At 68.5% G+C, this 20648-nt stretch carries 18 protein-coding genes, 1 tRNA gene and 2 pseudogenes; 7 read left to right on the top strand and 14 right to left on the bottom strand.

Translation table 11 applies throughout. From position 1 onward, the window contains the following. The 4 genes and pseudogenes from ACXMYJ_RS25900 to ACXMYJ_RS25915 all read left to right on the top strand — a co-directional run. Window positions 1-238, top strand: a pseudogene (locus tag ACXMYJ_RS25900) (mammalian cell entry protein); the annotation flags it as partial. 3 nt (window positions 239-241) lie between these two features. After that, a complete protein-coding gene (locus ACXMYJ_RS25905) occupies window positions 242-919 on the top strand; it encodes a mammalian cell entry protein (protein WP_260755440.1) in 678 nt (225 codons plus the stop codon). Beyond that, window positions 919-1413 (top strand): nuclear transport factor 2 family protein, encoded by a 495-nt coding sequence (locus ACXMYJ_RS25910; RefSeq protein ID WP_260755439.1) that lies wholly within the window; start codon window positions 919-921, stop codon window positions 1411-1413. Before ACXMYJ_RS25905 ends, ACXMYJ_RS25910 begins: the two co-directional genes overlap by 1 nt. Window positions 1414-1534: 121 nt before the next feature. After that, a pseudogene (locus ACXMYJ_RS25915) lies at window positions 1535-2553 on the top strand (NAD-dependent epimerase/dehydratase family protein). On the opposite strand, the gene ACXMYJ_RS25920 reads toward ACXMYJ_RS25915, so the two are convergent. From ACXMYJ_RS25920 to ACXMYJ_RS25935, 4 genes are all read right to left on the bottom strand, one after another. After that, window positions 2503-3087, bottom strand: coding sequence for a TetR/AcrR family transcriptional regulator (locus tag ACXMYJ_RS25920; protein ID WP_260755438.1), 585 nt, complete (start codon window positions 3085-3087; stop codon window positions 2503-2505). The pseudogene ACXMYJ_RS25915 and the gene ACXMYJ_RS25920 sit on opposite strands and share 51 nt — an antisense overlap. After that, a complete protein-coding gene (locus tag ACXMYJ_RS25925) occupies window positions 3084-3938 on the bottom strand; it encodes an SDR family oxidoreductase (protein ID WP_260755437.1) in 855 nt (284 codons plus the stop codon). Before ACXMYJ_RS25925 ends, ACXMYJ_RS25920 begins: the two co-directional genes overlap by 4 nt. A 67-nt stretch (window positions 3939-4005) precedes the next feature. Next, window positions 4006-5484 carry an alpha,alpha-trehalose-phosphate synthase (UDP-forming) gene (locus tag ACXMYJ_RS25930; RefSeq protein WP_260755436.1) on the bottom strand — a complete coding sequence of 493 codons (1479 nt, stop codon included), beginning with the start codon at window positions 5482-5484 and terminating at the stop codon, window positions 4006-4008. Further along, window positions 5484-5648, bottom strand: a complete 165-nt coding sequence (locus tag ACXMYJ_RS25935) for a hypothetical protein (protein ID WP_014817721.1) — start codon at window positions 5646-5648, stop codon at window positions 5484-5486. Before ACXMYJ_RS25935 ends, ACXMYJ_RS25930 begins: the two co-directional genes overlap by 1 nt. Before the next feature lie 70 nt (window positions 5649-5718). Between ACXMYJ_RS25935 and ACXMYJ_RS25940 the strand changes: the two genes are divergently transcribed. Beyond that, on the top strand, window positions 5719-6624 hold the full coding sequence (locus ACXMYJ_RS25940) for an enoyl-CoA hydratase (RefSeq protein WP_260755435.1): 906 nt from the start codon (window positions 5719-5721) through the stop codon (window positions 6622-6624). A 54-nt stretch (window positions 6625-6678) separates the two neighbouring features. Continuing rightward, window positions 6679-7521: an SDR family oxidoreductase gene (locus ACXMYJ_RS25945; protein WP_460359246.1), complete on the top strand. Its 843-nt coding sequence runs from the start codon at window positions 6679-6681 to the stop codon at window positions 7519-7521. 66 nt (window positions 7522-7587) lie between these two features. On the opposite strand, the gene ACXMYJ_RS25950 is transcribed toward ACXMYJ_RS25945, so the two are convergent. From ACXMYJ_RS25950 to ACXMYJ_RS25975, 6 genes are all read right to left on the bottom strand, one after another. After that, complete coding sequence (locus tag ACXMYJ_RS25950; protein WP_260755433.1) at window positions 7588-8478, bottom strand: NAD(P)-dependent oxidoreductase; 891 nt, start codon at window positions 8476-8478, stop codon at window positions 7588-7590. Between the two features lie 132 nt (window positions 8479-8610). Continuing rightward, window positions 8611-9084: a (2Fe-2S)-binding protein gene (locus ACXMYJ_RS25955; RefSeq protein ID WP_260755432.1), complete on the bottom strand. Its 474-nt coding sequence runs from the start codon at window positions 9082-9084 to the stop codon at window positions 8611-8613. After that, on the bottom strand, window positions 9077-9970 hold the full coding sequence (locus tag ACXMYJ_RS25960) for an FAD binding domain-containing protein (protein WP_460359247.1): 894 nt from the start codon (window positions 9968-9970) through the stop codon (window positions 9077-9079). The genes ACXMYJ_RS25955 and ACXMYJ_RS25960 overlap by 8 nt, the downstream gene beginning before the upstream one ends. Further along, window positions 9967-10662 carry an SRPBCC family protein gene (locus ACXMYJ_RS25965; RefSeq protein ID WP_460359248.1) on the bottom strand — a complete coding sequence of 232 codons (696 nt, stop codon included), beginning with the start codon at window positions 10660-10662 and terminating at the stop codon, window positions 9967-9969. The genes ACXMYJ_RS25960 and ACXMYJ_RS25965 overlap by 4 nt, the downstream gene beginning before the upstream one ends. 2 nt (window positions 10663-10664) lie before the next feature. Then, window positions 10665-13055, bottom strand: coding sequence for a xanthine dehydrogenase family protein molybdopterin-binding subunit (locus ACXMYJ_RS25970; protein ID WP_460359249.1), 2391 nt, complete (start codon window positions 13053-13055; stop codon window positions 10665-10667). A gap of 118 nt (window positions 13056-13173) precedes the next feature. Further along, window positions 13174-14295, bottom strand: a complete 1122-nt coding sequence (locus tag ACXMYJ_RS25975) for an XdhC family protein (protein ID WP_460359250.1) — start codon at window positions 14293-14295, stop codon at window positions 13174-13176. A gap of 28 nt (window positions 14296-14323) precedes the next feature. On the opposite strand from ACXMYJ_RS25975, the gene ACXMYJ_RS25980 reads away from it, so the two are divergent. Then, entirely contained in the window at window positions 14324-14989 is a 666-nt protein-coding gene (locus ACXMYJ_RS25980; RefSeq protein WP_460359251.1) for a M15 family metallopeptidase, read from the top strand. Window positions 14990-15080: 91 nt separating this feature from the next. Here ACXMYJ_RS25980 and ACXMYJ_RS25985 read toward each other — a convergent pair whose 3' ends face one another. From ACXMYJ_RS25985 to ACXMYJ_RS26000, 4 genes are all read right to left on the bottom strand, one after another. After that, window positions 15081-17222, bottom strand: a complete 2142-nt coding sequence (locus ACXMYJ_RS25985; protein ID WP_460359252.1) for a DUF4185 domain-containing protein — start codon at window positions 17220-17222, stop codon at window positions 15081-15083. 177 nt (window positions 17223-17399) lie between these two features. Next, a complete protein-coding gene (locus ACXMYJ_RS25990; protein WP_460359253.1) occupies window positions 17400-17756 on the bottom strand; it encodes a hypothetical protein in 357 nt (118 codons plus the stop codon). Window positions 17757-17817: 61 nt separating this feature from the next. Next, the gene (gene treS / locus ACXMYJ_RS25995; RefSeq protein WP_460359254.1) at window positions 17818-20079 is read right to left on the bottom strand and encodes a maltose alpha-D-glucosyltransferase; all 2262 of its coding nucleotides are present in this window, start codon (window positions 20077-20079) and stop codon (window positions 17818-17820) included. A gap of 94 nt (window positions 20080-20173) precedes the next feature. Next, a tRNA-Thr gene (locus ACXMYJ_RS26000) sits at window positions 20174-20245 on the bottom strand. Between the last annotated feature and the right edge of the window lie 403 nt (window positions 20246-20648).

Genomic DNA, 20648 nt, shown 5'->3' on the forward strand with positions numbered 1-20648 from the left:
GCTGGCGCCGCCCGCGCCGGCACCGGCCCCCGCCGCGCCCGCACCGGCCCCCGCCGCGCCCAGCGCGCCACTGCCCGCCGAGGCCCCCCTGGCGAGTGGGACCTCGACGGCGACCTACGATCGGAACGGCAAGTTCGTCGACCCGGCAGGTGGCGTCGGCGTGTACGCGCCCGGTTCGGACAAGCTGGTGCCGGCAGAGAACTGGGTCGATCTGATGTTGGCGCCGAAGCAGGTGTAGGTAGTGCAAGAGTCTGTTCCCACCCCGCAGCGGGTGCGCCGCCGGGCGTCGCGCGCCGCGGGTCCCGCCAAGGCCGAGGCCACGCCCTCGCCCGCCGGGCTGAGCGTCGAAGTGTCCGCGCCGGTGCGCTCCGCGCGGCCCGTCGGCCCTCCACCGCGGCGGCGGCCACACCGGCAGATGGTGGCGATCCTGTCGATCGCGATCACGGCGGTCGCGGTGGGCGCACTGGTCGCCGCGGTCGTGATGATGGTCGGCCAGCAGAGCGCCATCGAGGCCAAGCAAGACCGTGAGCGCCGGTTCGTCGACACCGCGGCGCAGTCGGTAGTCAACATGTTCAGCTACACCCAGAACACGATCGACGAGAGCGTGGACCGGTTCGTCGACGGAACCAGCGGCCCGTTGCGCGCGATGATGACGCAGGAGGGCAACGTCGAGAACCTCAAGTTGCTGTTCCGCGACACCAACGCCAGTTCCGAGGCGGTGGTCAACGGTGCGGCGCTCGAGGAGATCGACGAGATCGCCCAGAACGCGAAAGTGATGGTGTCGGTGCGCGTTACGGTGACCGATCTGGACGGGAACAACGCACCGTCCGAGCCGTACCGGATGCGCGTCATCGTCCATGAGGACGACAACGGGCACATGACGGCCTACGACCTCAAATACCCCGACGGGGGCAACTGATGCGAGACTGGCCCGCCAGGCTTCTCGGGGCGCTCGCGGTGCTTCTGGCCACCGGTTTCGTCGCGCTGTCCGCTGTCGGCGGCTGGCTGTACTGGAATCGGGTGGAGCTCAACGGCGAAGAGCAGGCTCGTGCCGAGTTGCCCTCGCTGGCGCAAGAGCAGATTCCGCTGGTGTTCGGCTTCGACTACCAGACCGTGGAGCGCAGTTTCGCCGAGGTGTATCCGATGCTGACCCCGGAATATCGCCAGGAGTTCCAGGACCGCGTCACCAACGAGATCATCCCGCAGGCACGCGACCGTGAGCTCGTCAGCCAGGCCCACACGGTCGGAGCGGGAATCCTTGACGCAGCGCGCACCTCGGCATCGGTGATGGTCTACATGAACCGCACGGTGACCGACAAAGGCAAGGAGTCCGTCTACGACGGCAGCCGTCTGCGGGTCGACTACAAGAAGGTCGACGGCAAGTGGCTGATCGCCTACATCACCCCGATCTGAACCGCCCCTACGTTCAGGCCGGCGCCGACACCTGACCACCGGTCTCGACCCTGGCCGCCCCTGATCACCGTTTCGATGCCATTGGTATCGTAATGTCATGGCGGGCGACGAGGAGATCTCCATGCAGATCGCGGTCACCGGGGGCATCGGCTGTCTCGGCGCGCACACCGTTCGGGCGCTCCTGCAGGCGCGGCACCGGGTCCGACTCCTGGTCCTCCCGCAGGAACAGGACGCTGCGGTGCTCCGTAGCCTCCGGGATCTGGGCGAGGTCTCCGTCGTCGTCGGCGACATCCGCGACGAGTCCACCGTTACCGCGCTGTTGACCGTGCCGACGCGGTGGTCCACGCCGCCGGTGTGGTCGGGACCGACGAACGTCGCGCACAGCTGATGTGGGACATCAACGCCTACGCGACCGAACGGGTCCTGACCCGGGCCGTCGACCTCGGGTTGGATCCCGTCGTGTCGGTGAGCAGTTACAGTGCACTGTTCCCACCGCCGGACGGCGTCATCTCGGCTGACTCGCCGACTTCCGATGGGCGCAGCACCTACGCCAAGACCAAAGGTTATGCCGACCGGGTGGCGCGCCGCCTGCAGGAGGCGGGCGCACCGGTCGTGGTGACCTACCCGTCCAGCGTGGTCGGCGCCGCGTTCCACACCGCCGCGGGAGTCACCGAGCGCGGATGGGCGCCCATCGTGCGGTCCCGGGTGGCGCCGAGGGTGCGCGCGGGCATGCAGATGATCGACGTCCGGGACGTGGCCGATGTGCACACCGCGCTGATGCGGCCCGGCCGCGGCCCGCGCCGCTACGTCTGCGGCGGTGTGATGCTGACTTTCGACGAGATGATCGACGCACTGGAGGCCGGGTTGGGGCGGCCGGTCCGCCGAGTTCCCTTGCCGCCCGGGGTGCTGCTGGCGCTCGGCCGGCTCTCCGACGCCGTCGGTCGCTACGTCCCGCTGGGTGACGGCCTGAGCTACGAGGCCGCATTGCTTCTCACCTCGGCCACACCGACCGACGACCGCGCCACCACCGACGATCTCGGCCTGCGCTGGCGCTCGCCCAGGCAGGCCATCATCGAATCCTTCTCCGCCTCAGCGGTTGCCGACAGCATCGCTCAGCAGTTGGGCGATCCTGCGCCGTAGCGCGTCGGAGTCGTCGTCGGTGGCGACCGTGGTCAGCAAGAGCGCCGAACCGGCCGCCATCACCAGCGCCGCGCGGGCATCAAGCTCGGCGCGTCGGCGCTGGGCGGGGGTGCGTGTCGGGACGTGCTCGGTGTACAGCGCCACCGCCGGACCGCTGAAGCTCTTCCACAGCCTGTCGCGCAGTTCGTCGTTTTCGGCCAGCGCCAGCAGCAGGCCCGGCACCGCGGCACGCACGTCGCTGCGGGCGAACAACTCGTGGCTGCCGCGCACCACCCACTGGATCCACCCGTCCAGGTCCGTCCCGGAAAACGGTGACATGTCCGGGGTTTCGCCGAGAACGGCCTGCAGCACGAGCTCGGCCTTCGAGTTCCACCGGCGGTTCAGGCTCGACCGGCCGACTCCGGCGCGCGCCGCGACCAGGCGCACGCTCAGTTCGTCCCAGCCGACCTCCGCCAGCAGCTCGCGGGTGGCCGCAAACACCCGGTCGTCGATCGACGAGTCGCGGGGGCGCCCGGTGGGCCTGCCGTCACTCACGCCGGTCGGCTTCGACCGCGGTACCGCCGCAGGTACCGTACGACCCGGCGCAACGGATACGGACGCGGCCAGTCATCGCCACGGAAAAGTGCATCAGTGCCCCCGTCAACGAAAACCACGCTGCCACAGGAGAAATCGGCGGCATCGGAGAGCATGAAACACATCCAGCGGGCCAGCAGTCCGGGCTCGCCGTAGCCGCCCACGGGCACCGGGAAGCGTTCGACGAGCTTGCCCTGACGCTTGTCGGCGAGCTGCTCCTGTAGCAGCGGGGTCAGGACCGCGCCGGGGGCGAGGACGTTGAGCCGGATGCCGGCGCCGGCCCACTCGGGCAGCACGGCGGTACGCCGGGCCCAGCGGGTGACCGCGATCTTGGAGGCCGCGTAGACCATGGCGGGCCGGCCGGGACCGTAGAGTCGGGTGGACCGTACGGCGCCGTCGACGTCTCCGGCCAGCAGTGCGCGCACCGCGCGTCCGGGTACCCCCGGCGTAGTGGTGGTCGAATTGCTGCCCACGACAACGACCTTCGCGTGCTGCGCGACGGCAAGTGCGGGGCGCCAGCGTTGCAGGAGATCGACGACGCCGAGGTGGTTCACCGTGGCGATCAGCCGGAGACGGTCTGCGCCCTTGCCAGGGCCCAGGCCAGCCGCCATCAGGGCTCCGTCGAGGCGACCGGCGCACGCGGTCAGCACCTGCTCTGCGGCGTGGGCCCGGCCATCGACGCTCGACAGGTCGGCCACAACGTCGGCGTCCTTGATGTCGACGGTGATCACGGTGTGGCCGTCGGCCCGGAGCTGGGCCACCGCGGCGGCGCCCATTCCCGATGCCGAACCGGTGACTGCGTAGGTCGCCATCGATGTGCCTTTCGCCGCGCGGCGGAATCCGATTCCACTGGTATCGGAATGCTAGCGGAGCTCGACGTCACTCCTGGCCGGACGGTTCCTTGGATGCGAGGGCGTCGAGGAACGCCCGGGCCCAGCGGTCGACGTCGTGGGCGAGGACCTGCCGGCGTAGCGCCCGCATTCGGCGCCTGCCCTCCTCGGGGGCCTGGTTCAGCGCCGCCTCGATGGCGTCCTTGACCCCTTCGAGGTGGTGCGGGTTGGTCAGGTAGGCCTGACGCAGTTCGGCTGCGGCGCCGGTGAATTCGCTGAGCACCAGCGCACCGCCGAGGTCGCTGCGGCAGGCGACGTACTCCTTGGCCACCAGGTTCATCCCGTCGCGCAGTGGCGTGACCAGCATGACGTCGGCGGCGACGAAGAACGCGACGAGGTCCTCGCGGGGGATCGGGCGGTGCAGGTAGTGCAGGACGGGGTGGCCGACCTCGCCGAACTCCCCGTTGACATGGCCGACCTGGCGTTCGATCTCCTCGCGCATCGCGATGTAGCTCTCCACGCGCTCCCGGCTCGGCGTGGCGAGCTGCACCAGCACGGTGTCCTCGGGGTTGATGCGGCCTTCTTCGAGCAATTCGGAGAACGCCCTCAGCCGCACGTCGATGCCCTTGGTGTAATCCAGCCGGTCCACCCCGAGCAGGATCTTGCGCGGGTTGCCCAATTCGGCGCGGATCTCGCGGGCGCGCTGCCGGATGGTCCGGCTTCTGGCCTGCTGGTCGAGGTCGGCGGAGTCGATCGAGATGGGGAACGCGCCGACCTTGACCGTGCGGAACCCGAAATGCACCTCGCCGAACCGCGAACGCACGCCGACGGTGGCGCGGGAGGTGGTCGCGCCGACCAGCCGACGGGCCAGGATCAGGAAGTTCTGTGCGCCGCCCGGAAGGTGGAAGCCCACCAGGTCGGCACCCAGCAAGCCCTCGGTGATCTCGGTGCGCCACGGCATCTGCAGGAACAGCTCCACCGGCGGGAACGGGATATGCAGGAAGAAGCCGATGGTCAGATCCGGGCGCAGCATCCGCAGCATCTTGGGGACCAGCTGCAGCTGGTAGTCCTGCACCCAGACCGTGGCGTTCGGTGCCGCGGCGCGCGCCGCGGCCTCGGCGAACCGCCGGTTGACCTCGACATAGCGGTCCCACCACTGCCGGTGGTAGATCGGCTTGACGATGACGTCGTGGTAGAGCGGCCACAGCGTGGCGTTGGAGAAACCCTCGTAGTATTCGGCGACGTCCTCGGCGCTGAGCCGGACCGGGACCAGCGTCATCCCGTCCTGCTCGATCGGCTCGGTGGACGCGTCGGGGTCATCAGCGTCCTCGGGGACACCCGGCCAGCCGATCCAGGCTCCGTGCCTGCGCCGCAGCAGTGGTTCCAGTGCGGTTACCAGCCCCCCGGGGCTGCGCTTCCACTCGACGGTGCCGTCGGGTTTCCGCACCATGTCGATCGGCAGCCGATTGGCCACCACGACGAAGTCGGCACCTCCGGAGCGGGCCTCGGCACCGCTCTCGGACGTCATTAGGCGTCGAGCTTCGCCGGTCCGATACCCAGCATCGACAGGAAGACGCGGCACTCGTCGGCGTCGGTGGCGTAGGCGGCCACGACGCGACGCGCCTGGCGCTCGGTGCTGTCAGCGATAGGCTCGACGTCGCCGATCTCGGCGGGATCAGATTTCGCAGGCATGGATCAACTCTAGCCAACTACCGGGACTGTTCCGGGGTGCTGTACTCGGACGTGACACTTCCGCCGTAATGTGTATCGCGTGGCGAACCCTGAGCAGGTGACATACGAGACCCTCGACGAGGGTCGCATCGCGCGGATCTGGCTGAACCGCCCCGAGGCGCAGAACGCACAGTCCCGCACGCTGCTGGTGCAACTGGACGAGGCGTTCGGGCGGGCCGAGGCCGACGACAACGTCCGGGTGGTCATCCTGGCCGCGCGGGGCAAGAACTTCTCGGCCGGGCACGACCTGGGCTCGGAGGAGGCGCTGGCCGAGCGGGCCCCCGGCCCGGACCAGCACCCGACGTTCACCTGCAACGGCGCCACCCGCGACGCCGTGATCGAGCGGACGTACCTGCAGGAGTGGCACTACTTCTTCAACAACACCAGCCGCTGGCGCGACCTGCGCAAGATCACCATCGCGCAGGTGCAGGGAAACGCGATTTCGGCGGCGCTGATGCTGATCTGGGCGTGCGATTTGATCGTCGCGTCCGACGACGCCAAGTTCAGCGACGTGGTCGCCGTGCGGATGGGGATGCCGGGCGTGGAGTACTACGCCCACCCGTGGGAGTTCGGCCCGCGCAAAGCCAAGGAGCTGCTGCTCACCGGCGATGCGATCGACGCCGACGAGGCACACCGGCTCGGCATGGTGTCGAAGGTGTTCCCGCGCGCCGAGCTCGAGGACAAGACGCTGGAGTTCGCGCGGCGGATCGCCGAGCGGCCTACGATGGCCGCGCTGTTGGTCAAGGATTCGGTCAATGCGGCCAGCGACGCGATGGGCTTCGCCGAGGCGCTGCGGCACGCGTTCCACATCCACGAACTCGGGCACGCGCACTGGGCGGCTCACAACGAGAACCGGTTCCCGGTCGGCCTGCCGCCGGATGTGCCGGACTGGCGCACCCTGGGTGCGCCAAAGCTCTCCCGCCGCGACGAGCCGTGACGTATAACTGGAACCTGTTCTAGTTAGCCTGACTACCCGTCGGAGGGACTTCCCATGTTGCTGTCGCTGTCAGAACGCACGTACCTGATCACGGGCGGTGGCAGCGGGATCGGCAAGGGCGTGGCAGCCGCCGTGGTCGCCTCTGGGGGCAACGTCATGCTGGCCGGGCGGAGCGCCGACAAGCTCGCGGCCGCCGCCGAGGAACTCAGGGCGACCGCCGGCGACGGCGCGGGTGAGGTGAACTACCAGCCGGCCGACGTGACCGACGAGGACGACGCGGAGCGGCTGGTGGAGGCGGCGACCGCGTGGCGCGGCCGGCTCGACGGTGTCGTGCACAGCGCAGGCGGTTCGGAGACCATCGGACCGCTCACCCAGATCGACTCCGCCGCGTGGCGGAACACCGTCGACCTGAACGTCAACGGCACCATGTACGTGCTCAAGCACAGCGCGCGGGAGATGGTGCGCGGCGGTGGGGGAGCGTTCATCGGTATCTCGTCGATCGCGTCGAGCAACACCCACCGCTGGTTCGGCGCCTACGGGCCGAGCAAGGCCGCGCTCGACCATCTGATGATGGTGGCCGCCGACGAACTGGGCCCGTCCTCGGTCCGGGTCAACGGCATCCGCCCGGGGCTGACGCGCACCGACATGGTCGCGCCGATCATGGAGTCGCCGGCCATCAGCGAGGACTACCGGGCCTGCACGCCGCTGCCGCGCGTCGGCGAGGTCGAGGACATCGCCAACCTGGCGGTGTTCCTGCTCAGCGACGCGGCCAGCTTCATCACCGGGCAGGTCATCAATGTCGACGGCGGGCACGGCTTGCGCCGGGGCCCCGACCTGTCCAGCATGCTCGAGCCGATCTTCGGCGCCGACGGGCTGCGCGGGGTCGTCTCCAGCTAGCGCCGAAATCGCATTCCACGCGCGCTGCGGGCGCCCGCGGCCGCGTGGAATGCGATTTCGGCGAGGTCAGGCACCGGGTTTTCTGCCGCCGGCCTCCCAGGCGGCCAGCGCGCCCAACGCGGACCAGTCGAGGTCGCGGCCGCCGCCGGCGAGCAGCGTCAGGAACCGGTCGCGGATCAGGCTGGCGACCGGCAGCGGCACCTGAAGTTCTTCGCCGGCGGCCAGCACCAGACGGATGTCCTTGAGACCGAGATGCGCGGCGAATCCGGCGGGCTCGAACTCCTCGCGCGCCAGCAGCCCGCCGTAGGTCTGGTAGGCAGGCGCGGTGAACAGCGTTGATGTCAGCAGCTCGAGGTACTGCTGCTTGTCGACGCCGGCCTTGTCCACCAACGCCATCGCCTCACCGAGCGATTCGATGACCGAGGCGATCAGAAAGTTGCCCGACAGCTTCACCAGGTTGGCGACCTTCGGGTCGTCGGACACGACGAACGAGCGCTGGCCGATCGCGTCGAACACCGGCTGCAGAGACTGCACGGCATCCGCCGAACCCGCGGCCACGACGAACAGCTTGGCCGCGGCGGCGGCCTCCGGCCTGCCGAATACCGGTGCCGACACGAACACCTGCCCGGCGTCGGCGTGCGCGGCGGTCAGCCGGTCGGCCAGGGCGACGCTGATGGTGCTGGAGGACACGTGGACCGCGCCGGCGGGAAGCGACGCGAGAATGCCGCCGTCGCCGAACGCGACTGTTTCGAGGGCGGTGTCGTCGGCCAGCATCGAGATCACGACCTCGGCGTCGCATGCGGCCGCGACCGTCGGCACCGGCGTGGCGCCACGCTCGGCGAGAGCGGCGGCCTTCTCGGGCGAGCGGTTGTAGGCGAGGACCTCGTGCCCCGCCGCCAACAGATTGGCGGCCATGGCTGAGCCCATGTTGCCCAGCCCGACGAACCCGATCCTCATGCCCAACCCCTTCGCCGAACGTGCATTCCACGCGCCAGTTTCGCGTATTGACGCGCGCTACGTGCGATCTCGGTGGGCTGGGTCGCCGGGAAACGCCGTGCTCCGGTGCGGCCGCGGAGGCGAGGCAGGGCGTCAGCTGGTGGTTTCGGCCGCGCGCTTGACCGCGTTGACGATGCCCTGATAGCCCGTGCACCGGCAGAAGTTGCCGGACAGGCCCTCACGGATCTCCTCGTCGGTGGGGCTGGGGTTGTCCCTCAGCAGCGCGGTGATGCTGGTGACGAATCCCGGGGTGCAGAAGCCGCATTGCAGTCCGTGGCACTCGCGCATCGCGGCCTGCACCGGCGAGAGTTCACCGTCCTTGCCGGCGATGCCCTCGACCGTGGTGACCTCCTGGCCGTCGACCTGCACCGCGAAGATCAGACAAGACCGGACCGCCTGGCCGTCGAGCAGCACGGTGCACGCGCCGCAGGCACCGTGTTCGCAGCCCAGGTGCGTGCCCGTCAGCCCGCAGTTCTCCCGCAGGTAGTCGGCCAATGTCAGACGTGGCTCGACGGTCCCTGCGTAGCGGCGGCCGTTGACCGACACCTCGACGGGATGTTCATGCATTGAGGGCCTCCGTCGTTTCAAGAGCGGCAGTGGTTGCCTGTGACCATGCCCGCGCGGCCATCGTGGCGCCGACCTTGGTGCGGTACGCCGCGGTGCCCTGCAGGTCGGACGGAACATCGTCGAGCGCGGAGACGGCCAGCCGGCCGAACTCCTCGGCGGTGATGTCGCTGACGGGTCGTCCGACGACGGCCTGTTCGGCCGGGGTGCCGCGCTCGGGGGTGGACCCGAGCCCCAGCAGCCCGATCCCGCAGCGGGACACCGTGCCGTGATCGTCGAGCTCGACGGCCACCGTCGCGCCGGCGATCGCGAAATCGCCGTGACGCCGGGCGAATTCCTGAACGGCGAAGCCGCATCGTCGCGACCACATCGGGAAGGTCACCGCGGTCAAGATCTCGTCGGAGGCCAGCGCGGTCTCCCACAGGCCGGTGAAGAACTCGGCCGCCGCGATCCGTCGCGTCCCGCTCGCGGAGGTGGCCTCGATCTCGGCGTCCAGTGCCAGTGCGACCGCCGCGTACTCGGCCGCCGGGTCGGCGTGGGCGATGGCGCCGCCCAACGTGCCGCGGGTGCGGATCTGGAAGTGCCCGATGTGCGGGGTGGACAGGGTCAGCAGCGGAACCGATTCCGCCACTTCGTCATCCATACCGACCAGGGCGTGCGGGGTGCCGGCTCCGATCCGGACCGTGTCGCCGCGCAACTCGATGTCGCGCAGATCATCGATCCGGGAGATGTCGATCAGGTTCTCGAAGTGCGTCAGCCTCATCGCCAGCATCGGCACCAGGCTCTGTCCACCGGCGAGGATCTTCGCGTCGTCGCCGAATTCACCGAGCAGCGACACCGCGTCCGCGACCGTGTCGGGGCGGTGGTAGGCGAAGGGAGCAGCCTTCATGAGGACAGCAACCGGGCCAACAGGGCCTGTAGATCGTCGGCGAGCACGGCCGCGGCAGGTGCGGAGCGCTTGCGCCGCCCGAGCAGGAAGCCGAGCGTGCCCGCGGCCGCGGCCGCGGCGATCACCGGGGCGAACCGCTTGGCCATCGGCACCGCGACGACCTTCAGCAGGTCGACGGAATCACCGGCCGGCTGGGCCGCCGCCGCGGCCGCCTCGGCGGTCTGCGCCGTCGTTGCGGTGGCCGGGGAATCGCCGAGCAGTTCGGCTTCCAGACTGCGGGCGAACTGCGCGATCAGGTTGCCGGACACGTCGGCCAGTACCCCTCGGCCGAACTGCGCGGCCTTGCCGGAGATCGCCAAGTCGGTGGTGATGCCGACATAGGTCGACTCGCCCTCGTCCTTGAGCTGTGCGGTGACGGTGGCCGCCGCGGTCCCGCTGCCGCGGGTCTCCTTGCCCTCTGCGCGCAGCACGATCCGCCGTGCCGAAGCGTCCTTCTCCTGATAGGACGCGATGCCCTTGTAGGACACGGTGATCGGACCCACCTTGACCTTCACGGCGCCGTGGAAGGTGTCACCGTCGACGGACAGCAGTGTGGCGCCGGGAAGGCAGGGGGCGACGCGCTCGACGTCGGTGAAGACGTCCCAGACCTCGGTGGGCGGGACCGCCACCCGGAATTCGTTGTTCAGTTCCACCGTCAGTGGTCCTTTCCTGCTAGTCCTGCGCGCTCGATGAGCTCGACGATCGTGGCCGGTGTTGCGGGTAACTGGGTCAGGGTGACACCGAGCGGGGCCAGCGCGTCGTTGATCGCGTTGATGACCGCCGGCGGTGAGCCGATCGCCCCGCCCTCACCGGCACCCTTGTATCCGCCCACTCCGGGTCCGGGGATCTCGACGTGGCCGAATTCGATCGGCGGCACCTCGGTAGCCGTGGGTAGCAGGTAGTCGACGAATGTCGACGCGATCGGATTGCCGGCTTCGTCGTAGGCGAGCTTCTCCAGCAGCGCCCCGCCGATGCCCTGCACAGTGCCGCCGGCGACCTGGCCTTCGACCACGTTCGGGTTGATCATCGGGCCGACGTCCTCGCTGACGATGTAGCGGGTCAGTGTGACCTGACCGGTCTCGATGTCCACCTCGCAGGTGCACACGTGAGTCGCGTTGGCCCAGTGGATCATCGCCTGTGAGTTGAACCGTGCGGTGGCCTCCAGGGTCGGCGGGACACCGCCGAGCTGGGCGGGGTCGTAATAGGAGCGGTAGGCGATGTCGGCGAAGCTGACGCCCTTGTCGGGGTCGTTGCGCACGGTGGCCTTCGAGTTCGCGAGCACGACCTCGGACTCCTCGACTCCGAGCATCTGCGCGGCGATCGCGAGGATCTGCCCGCGCAGGATGGAGCCGGCCTCGTTGACCGCGCCCGCGGTCATCGGCCCGCTGCGGCTGCCCTGGGTGCCCGCTCCATAGGGTGTCACCGCGGTGTCACCCTGGATCGTGGCGACATCTTCGATGTTGGCGCCCAACGCATCCGCGGTCAGCTGCACCACAGTGGTCTCGATACTGTTACCTGCGGACCCGCCGTTGACGTAGACGTTGATCTTGCCGGTGGACTCCATCCGCACCGTGGCGCCCTCGGTCGCGAGGTTTCCGGTCGCCGCGCCGGTCGGCTCTATGTAGGCGGAGAACCCGAGCCCGATGTAGCGCCCCTCGGCCAGCGCCTCGGCCTGCTCCTTGCGAAAGCCCTCGTGGTCGAGGATCTTGACGGCCTGCTCGAATGTGTCTGCGGGCGCGCAGTTGTCGTAGGGCATGCCGTTGGGATTGAAGAACGGCATCTCGTCGCCGCGCAGGATGTTGATCCGGCGCAACTCGACCGGATCCATTCCCATCCTGCGAGCCGCGCAGTCGAGAAGTATTTCCCGCGTGAGGGTTTCGTATTGCCAGGGGCCGCGGTAGGCGTGCAGTCCGGGCGTGTTGGAGAACACGGTCTTGTAGTTGAAGCTGGCTTTGGGCACCCGGTACGGGCCGGGGAAGAACATGCCGATCGCGGCGGTGGTCAGCACCGGATACGGCGTGGGGTAGGACCCGACGTCCTGGATGAAGTCGATGTCGGCGGCCAGGATCTTGCCGTCGTCGTCGAACGCCATCCGCACCGTGCCGTCGACGTGGCGGGATTGCCCGGCCGACATCAGGTTCTCGCGGCGGTCCTCGATCCATTTCAGTGCTGCGCCCGATTGCGCGTTCGACGTCGCGGCAGCCACCTTGCGCGCGGCGAGCAGGATGCACATGTCCTCGCGCATCGGGACGACCTTCTGCCCGAACGCACCGCCGGTGTCGCGCATGATGACCCGCACCCCCTGGGCCGGGATGCCCAGCAGCCGCGCGGCGAATGCGCGCAGCTCGTGCGGTGTCTGCGTCGACGCCCACACGGTGAGTTCGTCGGTCGCCGCGGTCCACTCCACGACCATGCCGCGGGTCTCCATCGGCACGGGTACGTACATCTGCTGGTAGATGTGCTCGGAGACGACATGGGGCGCCGAGGCGAACAACTCCTCATCCGGCGGCATGCCGCCCATCCCGCCGGCGACGTTGTCGGGATATGCCTCGTGCACCACCGGTACCCCGGCCTCGGCGCCGCCGACGGCGGTCCGGAAATCGGCCACCGCGGGCAGCGGTTCGTAGTCGACCTCGACGAGGTCGACGGCGTCCTCGGCGAGGTAGCGACTGTCGGCGACCACGAGTGCGACCGGGTCGCCGACGAACTTCGCCTCGCCCTCGGCCAACGGCGGCCGCGGGGTGTCCGGCACATCCTTGCCGGCGACCGCGTGCCAGGCCTCTTTGACGTCCGGGTTGAGATCGGCCGCGGTGAACACGGCGTGCACGCCGGGCAGGGCGAGCGCTGCGGACGCATCGATGCCCCGGATGGTCGCGCGCGCGAACGGGCTGCGCACGAAGCACGCGTGCAGCATGCCCGGGCGGTTGATGTCGTCGACGAAACGGCCGTGACCGGTGAGAAGGCGGCTGTCCTCGACGCGAGGGATGCGCTGTCCGGCGTAGCGCGGGGCGACGGCGTCGGCAGCGTTGACGGCGGTGTCGGTCACAGGGGATCACACTCCTCGGGCTGTGAAGAGTGACGTTATCGCATCCGAGAGCGACATTTCCACCACTACTGTCTCACTGCCCGCGGTGGTCGTTGTCTCACCGCATCGCGGGGCTGCGTCAGGTCTCGTGGTGGATTCGTCCCCGGGTCTCGGTCAGGGGTCGGCCCTCCCCGCCCCACCTCCTCGCGATGATCTCTGCGGCGATCGACACCGCGGTCTCCTCCGGGGTCCGGGCGCCCAGGTCGAGGCCGATCGGGCTGGCCAGCCGGACCAGTTCCGTGTCGGTCAGGCCCGCCTCACGCAGCCTCCCCATCCGGTCGTCGTGGGTGCGACGCGATCCCATCACGCCGATGTAGCCGACCTCGGGCAGGCGCAGCGCCACCTGCAGGACGGGCACGTCGAACTTCGGGTCGTGCGTCAGCACGCAGATCGCGGTGCGGGAATCGATCTCGCCGCCTTCGGCCTGGGCGCGCAGGTAACGGTCCGGCCAGTCCACGACCACCTCTTCGGCAGCGGGGAACCGTGCCGTAGTGGCGAACACCGGCCTGGCGTCGCACACGGTCACCCGGTAGCCCAGGAAGGCCGCCTGCGTCGCAAGCGCGGACGCGAAGTCGATGGCGCCGAACACCAGCATCCTCGGACGGGGGGCGTGGCTGGAGACGAACACCTCCATGCCCCACTCCTGACGCTCACCGTCCGCGCCGTAGGTCAGCGTCGCCGAGCGGCCCGCCAGCAGCAGCCCCCGCGCGTCGTCGGCCACCGCGTCGTCGGTGCGCGCGGACCCGAGCGTTCCGTTCCGCGCATCGGGTCCCACGACCATTCGCAATCCCACGCGCAGCGGATCAGGGTGTGTGATCACCGTGGCCACCGCCACGGCGCGGTGCGCGGCAATGTCGTCAGCCACCTGCTGCAGTTGCGGAAACGTCTGGCGCGACACCGGTTCGGTGAAGATGTCGATGATCCCGCCGCAGGTCAGGCCGATGGAGAACGCGTCATCGTCGCTGATGCCGTACCGCTGAAGCTGCGGAGTCCCGCTGGCGACGACCTCGTTGGCGGTGTCGTACACGGCGGCCTCGACGCAACCCCCCGACACCGATCCGGCCACCGATCCGTCGGGGGAGACGACCATTGCCGCGCCGGGCGGACGCGGCGCCGACCGGATGGTGCGCACCACCGTGGCCAGACCGGCCGTCCCGCCGGACCGCCAGATCGTCAGCAACTCGTCGAGGACGTCGCGCACGAGCGAAGTGTATGCCTACCCTTGCGGGATGAGCGTTGTCGCACTGCGCTGCTTGATCATTGGCGCCCTCGCCGCGGTGGCCGCGGTCGGACCGTCCGCCACCGGTGCGGCGTCGCCGGTGCCGCCGGTGTCGGACTCCGCCGGTGCGGCCGGCCTCGTCGACGTGCGCAGCGTCGTCCCCGATGCGGTGATCGACCTGCGGTACGCGACCACGGACAACTTCGTCGGTATCCAGCTGTATCCGGCCGGCGCCCGCTGTATGGTGCACGAATCGCTGGCGCCCGGCCTTGCGGTCGCGGCGGGTCTGCTGCGTGCGGGCGGGGAGCGGCTCGTTTTCTGGGACTGCTACCGGCCGCACGCCGTACAGGTCCGGATGTTCGAGGCCGTGCCGGATCCGTCATGGGTGGCGCGGCCCGGTCCGTTCGCGCGCAGCCACGTCGCGGGCCGTTCGGTGGATGTGACGCTGGCCGGTGCCGACGGGCTGGTGGACATGGGCACGGGGTTCGACGACTTCTCGCCGCGCAGTTTGGCCTACGCGGCCGACGGCGTGAGCGCGGCCGCGCAGGCCAACCGGGCCCGGTTGCGTGACGCGATGGTGGCCGGCGGATTCACCGTCTACGCCGGGGAGTGGTGGCATTTCGACGGGCCGGGGGCGGCCGTTGAACGGCCGATCCTCGATGTCCCGCTGGTCTGACCGCGCCCAGGATTCCGCCGAAATCGCATTCCACGCGGCCCTTTTCGTGTGTAGGCCGCGTGGAATGCGATTTCGGCGGGGGAGTGGCAGTTCAGAGCTTGGTCAGGTCCGTCTTCATCAGCATGACGTTGTACTCCGACCACAGCGACAGGTTCCAGTACAGGTCTGATCCGGTGCCCAGGGTCGACGGCGACCACGGATGCAACATCGGCGCGTAGATGCCACCGCTCTGCTGACCCATCAACACCGTCGCGTCCGACCAGGTGCCCTCGGGGGTGTCCGAGGTTCGCATGACGATGTTGTTGAACTGATCACCGTAGAGCACGACGTACTTCTGCAGATACTCGTTGTACTGCACCGACATTTCGCTGACGGTGTAACCGGGCTTGGTCGACCCGCAGGCGCCGCCGGTTTTGCCGATCACCGCCGATGCGGAGGACGGGCTGCCCTTGACCCACTTGGCCGCCGAGCCGCCGAACCAGCCGGTGGATGCGGCCTTGTAGTACTCGTACTTCGACACGTTGAGGATGTCGTCGGGGGCGACGCGGGCGACATACGCCGCGCCCTGCCGGCCGTTGGGGGTGCCGTAGACGTACACGTAGCCGTCGTCGCCCTTGACGAACGCCGACTGCTGGAAGTTGCGGTTACCGCTCAAAAACGAGTTATAGCGCACACTTTCAGGCGCGACCTTGAAATTCTCGCCGTTGTCGGTCGAGTACGCGATCGCCGAGTAGTTGGTGGTCCAGCGGCCGGCCTGGCCCCACTTCGACACCGACATGAAGCTGACGTACTGGATGGTGCCGAACGGCGTGTCCTTGGTGACCTCTGTGGGCAGTGAGACACCGGCGGTCGGGATCAGCGTCACCGAATTCGGCAGCCACGAAGGCCGATTGATGATCGGCCGGGCCTCTGTCGGACCGGACAGCGGAGCGCCGCCGAACATGTTGCCGTTCTTCCATTCGCCGTCCGGAATGGTCAAGCCGTCGGACAGGTCGGTGTCGGAACTGCGGAACAGAGTGTTGTAGATCCACCGACCGGTCATGCCCTGTGCGCCGAAGGTGTCTCCGACCGCGATCAGGATCTGATGTTCGTTGATGTCGGGTGTGGACGGATCGTCGACCATGCCGTTGTCCCACATGACGCCGACGTCGGTGCCGTGGACGGCGAACCGCTTCAACGTGTTGGCCAGCGTCGGGTCGCCGAGATAGACGTTCTTGCCGGTGACCCAGCTGATGAACCGTGTCGACGGGCTCACCTGCGGGTTCAGCCACGGTGAGTAGGACGGGATCAGCGCTGCGGTGCTCACGTCGTCGGTCAGGGCCAGACTGGTCGGCGTCACCACGGTGGTGCGCGGGGCGTTGCTGGTGCTGCGTGCGGCGAACAGGTTGTCGAGTTCGCGCCGCGCGAAGGCCAGCAGCGCCCACAGGAACGGTGGCTGCGGGGCGTCGCCGGGCTTGGCATCGGCCTTCTGGCGGGCCCAGTCGAGCATGCTGGTGACGACGTTGACCACCGCGGTGATCAGGTTGGGTTTTTTCGCCATCGCGGCCTGGTCCTGCTCGGTGGTCAGCAGCGCGGCCACCGTCGGGGAGAGCGGCCTCGGGCTGGCTGCGGCCAGCTTGGTCGCCGATGCGAACACAGCGACCTTCGTGCTCTGCTGCGGCGGCACCGCGGGGTCATCGACCGCGTCGGCGACGTTCGCCGTCGTCTTCTCGACGGTCTTGTCGGCCTCGGACTCGGTCCCGGCTTCGGGCCCTGTATTGCCATCAGTCTTGGCGCCGGTGTTGTCGCCGGCACCGGTGCTGGGCGTCGTCTCGTCGTCGTCGGCGGTTCCGGATCCGGCCGCAGGCTCGTCCACCGGTTCAGCCTCGTCCACCGGGGCGGCGTCCTCGTCCGGCTCCGCGACGTCGACCGGGCCGGCGTCCTCGTCCGGCTCTGGCTCCGGCTCGGCGTTCTCGTCAGTGTCACTGTCCGGATCGTCCTCGGGCTGGGCCTCGAGCTCGTCCTCCGGCCCGGGTTGACCGTCCGCCTCGGTCTCGCGGGTGTCCGAGGCCGACCCGGTGGCGCCGGGCGAGTCCTTCTGACCGGTATCGGAGGTTGCTGCACTCGTCGAACTCGACGGGGCTGAATTGGTGTCGTCGGCCCACGCCACACCCTGACCTGCAAAGACTGTCGATCCGACGCCCAACGCGACGGCGAGGCCGCCCACCCGACCGACGTACGCTGCGGAACCCATGAAACCCCTTTGACAAAGCCGTGACCGTCCCCCGGTGTGGCGACCATTGAATCGCACCACCAACAGACCAGCGAGCAAAAGGTTATATCGTCACAAATATCGTTTCGTTACCGTGACCACGCGGTTTTCCGCGCTATGCGCCGCGGCGGCGGTGAACGGCAAACTCAGCGCCGTTGTTCAGTCAAGGTTCTCCAGCGCCTTTCGGTAAAGGCTGACCGCTTCGGCAATGCCGTCGCCGAGCCAGGCGTCGGCGACGCCGACCTGGTCGGCGACCAGCTGCACCCGGGTGAGCCACAGCTCGAAATCATGATCGCGACGGAGGTCGTCGATCTGGGCCTTGGTCCCCCGGATCAGGATGAACCCGCCCAGCTCGATGCTTTGCGGTTTGAGGACGACCCGGTCGAAGCCCTGGATCCGATCCCGGTCCCGGAGTCCTGACAGATAGCCCTCGGTCTCGACGAGCAGATCCAGTGCCTGGTGTTCTCGTCCGCGGGTCGGGACACCCCATGCGACCCACAGTCCTGCTTCGGCCATGCCCGAACGCTACTGCAGCGATGCTCGCTCCACGCGCACCCCACCCGCCGCGTGGAAGCGGTCAGCCGCCGTCGCGGGCGTCGTCCTTGACGGGTGCCTCGACCAGCAGGGATAAGCCCTGGTGCGCGGCCAGCTCGACCCCGAAGCTGTGCAGATCGTCGACGGTGGCCAATGACTTGCCCGAGAACATGTCCGACACCTCGCTGCCGGGCGGCAGCTTCAGCGAACGCACCGTTCCGGCCACGTGTTCGTTGGCGAAGTTCAGCACCGTCAGCTGGTACCGGCCGACGTCATCGAGCTGATGCACCAGCACCAACATCCCGCGGTGGGACACCTCGGGGATGTCGATCTGGCGGCTGGTGGCGATTCCGTAGTGCGACCGCACCTTCAGGATGGCCTGCAGCTGGCGCAAGAAGCTGGTGTCATCAGCGAGCTGCTCCGGGATGGACCCGTAAAGGCTACGGCCCCTGGGCATTCCGGCCGGCGACTGGGTCGCGGTCGGGTTGACGCCCATCAGGTCGTGGGCGGCGCGGTGGATCCACCGGGTGTCCCCGCCGCGCAACAGTTCGGAGATCTGCGCCGGTGGCAGCGTGAGCATGCCGCAGACGTCCCAGCCCGACAGCGCGAACACTCCCGGCTGCAGCGCGTTGAACATCGCCAGCAGCAGGTGGGCCCGGCGGATCCGGTCGATCTGCTCGTCGTCGACGACGTGGTCCAGCGACGTGATGCCCAGGGTCGCGGTGATGACCGTCGCGGTGGTGCAGGCGATGCCGTTGGTGGTGAACACCAGGTTGTACGGCGCGTTCTCACCCGACAACTTCTCGCGCAGGTCGGTGCGGACGGTTTCACCGAGCTCCTCGCCGGTGATCTCCTCGCCCTTGTAGGTGTACACGTCGTCGCGGTGACCGGTCGACCAGTGCACCAGCTCGTAGGTGAGCTCGTCGTGGTTCTGCAACGCGTGCACCAGAGATGCGGGATCGACGCCGAGCTCAAGGGTGGTGCGTAACGTCAGGCGCAGGAACTCGGTGTCGGCGGTGGCCAACGCGTGGTGCGCCGCGGGACGGGTGATGAAGTCGTAGGACAGGTCGGCACCGGCCTCACCGATCTCGCGGATGTCGTCGATGGTGAGGTTGAGCTCCTGGAAGGTGAAGCCGCCGACCTTGCGCACCATGCTGGCGATCAGGTGGTTGGCCGCCTCCGAGAGCGGATGGCCCTCCGACCACGCGGCGCTGTCCTCGGCCGCCGTCTTCTCGGCACCGAGAAAACCGTTGGCGTCCAAGCGGAGTCCGCCCGTTCCCAGATCGGCCAGCGAGTGCAGCGCGTCGCCGATGACCAGCCGCATGCCCGCGAACGACGGATCCAGCCAGTTGATCGACGGCTGACCGTCCTTGAAGTAGTGCAGGTACACCCAGCGGCGTTCGACGCCGTCGATACCGACGACGGGGCGGGTGACACTCCAGTTGGTCTCCTTGATGCCCTCGGCGTAGAAGATCACCCGCTGCAGCCGGCCGATGATGTAGCCGGCTTTGTCCAGCCACTCCTCGGTGGCGGGATCGATGTTGACCGAGTCGGCGCCGGGCGGCACCTCCGGCAGGTGCTCCCAGTCGCGCGGGTCGACCTCGACCATGTGATAGATGCCGGGGTAGTCCGCGTACTTCATCTCCGCGAGCCGGAAGTCGGCGCCCTTGCCGGTATGGCCCGGCACGATGTCATCGATGATGGTGCCGCCGTACCAATTGGCAGTGCCGCACATTTGGCGGAATTCGTCCTCGGTGCCGAACGCGGGATCGATCTCGGTGCTGATGCGGTCGAAGTGGCCGTCCACGCTGGGCGTCAGTTCCCAACCCGAGATGCCGCCGGCCCGCTTGACCGGCCCGGTGTGCACGGCCTCGATCCCGATCTCCGCGAAGGCCTTCCACATGTCGGCGTCGGCCATCGCCTTGAGAAACGACTCGTTGGACCGGGTGATCAGCGACAGCGGGTAGGCGGTGAACCACACCGAGGCGGTTTCGACGGCGCCGCGAGGGCTCGGGGTGGCGTACGGGTTCTGCCACATCGAGCCCTGGCCGGAGAACTGCTGGCTGATCTGGTTGGCGTCGGCCAGCATCGACTGGCTGATCAGCCAGGACACATAGGCGGGATTGTCGCCCGTCGGTGAGCCGTCGCGTGCCAGCGAGCGCCGCGTGAACGGCTGGCGGACCCGCGGCCGGAACCGCAGCGACCGAGGCCGGGCGGGGTGCAGGTGTTCGTCGAACGTCAGCTCGGGCGTCTCATGAGAATCACTGCCCTGGTCTTCGGGTTCCGATTCCACGGCTTGGGACAAGGTTCCGCCTTCGCATGGGTTGGGTTCGTTAGCGACCGCTATCGAGTATTGCCGTGTCGGGGCAAGGTTGAAACTGGGGCGGAGGTATTGGCAGAGCCCCCTGTCAGGATTGAACTGACGACCTACGCTTTACAAGAGCGTTGCTCTACCACTGAGCTAAGGAGGCGTGCCCTCCGGGAGGGCATCTCAGATCTTATCGGCTCCGTTCCAGCCTTCGACAAGCCGTCAGTTCGGCGCTTATGTGCCCGTCGGTCGGTGGGGCAGCGGATCGCCGGTGCCTCACGGTCTGGAGTTGCGCAGAGACCTTCGCCTAGAGCAGTGGCTTCTAAGGTTGTCGGTACCGCGACTTACCTTCAACACGTGCCAGTGATCTGTGTGGGATGCGGAGCGACGATTCAGGGTCGCCGGCGGCGGGTGTATTGCACCAACGCATGCCAGCAGGGGTCAAGTCCAGGGACGTGGTGTACGACGTCGTCGTGTGATTCTTCGAGGTGATGGTTCAGGTGGTCAGTGCCGCGGGGGTGGCCTCCTGTTCGGTCGGGGTGTCGTTGACGGTGCGTGATTTGCTC

The sequence above is a fragment of the Mycobacterium sp. ZZG genome, assembly GCF_054786995.1.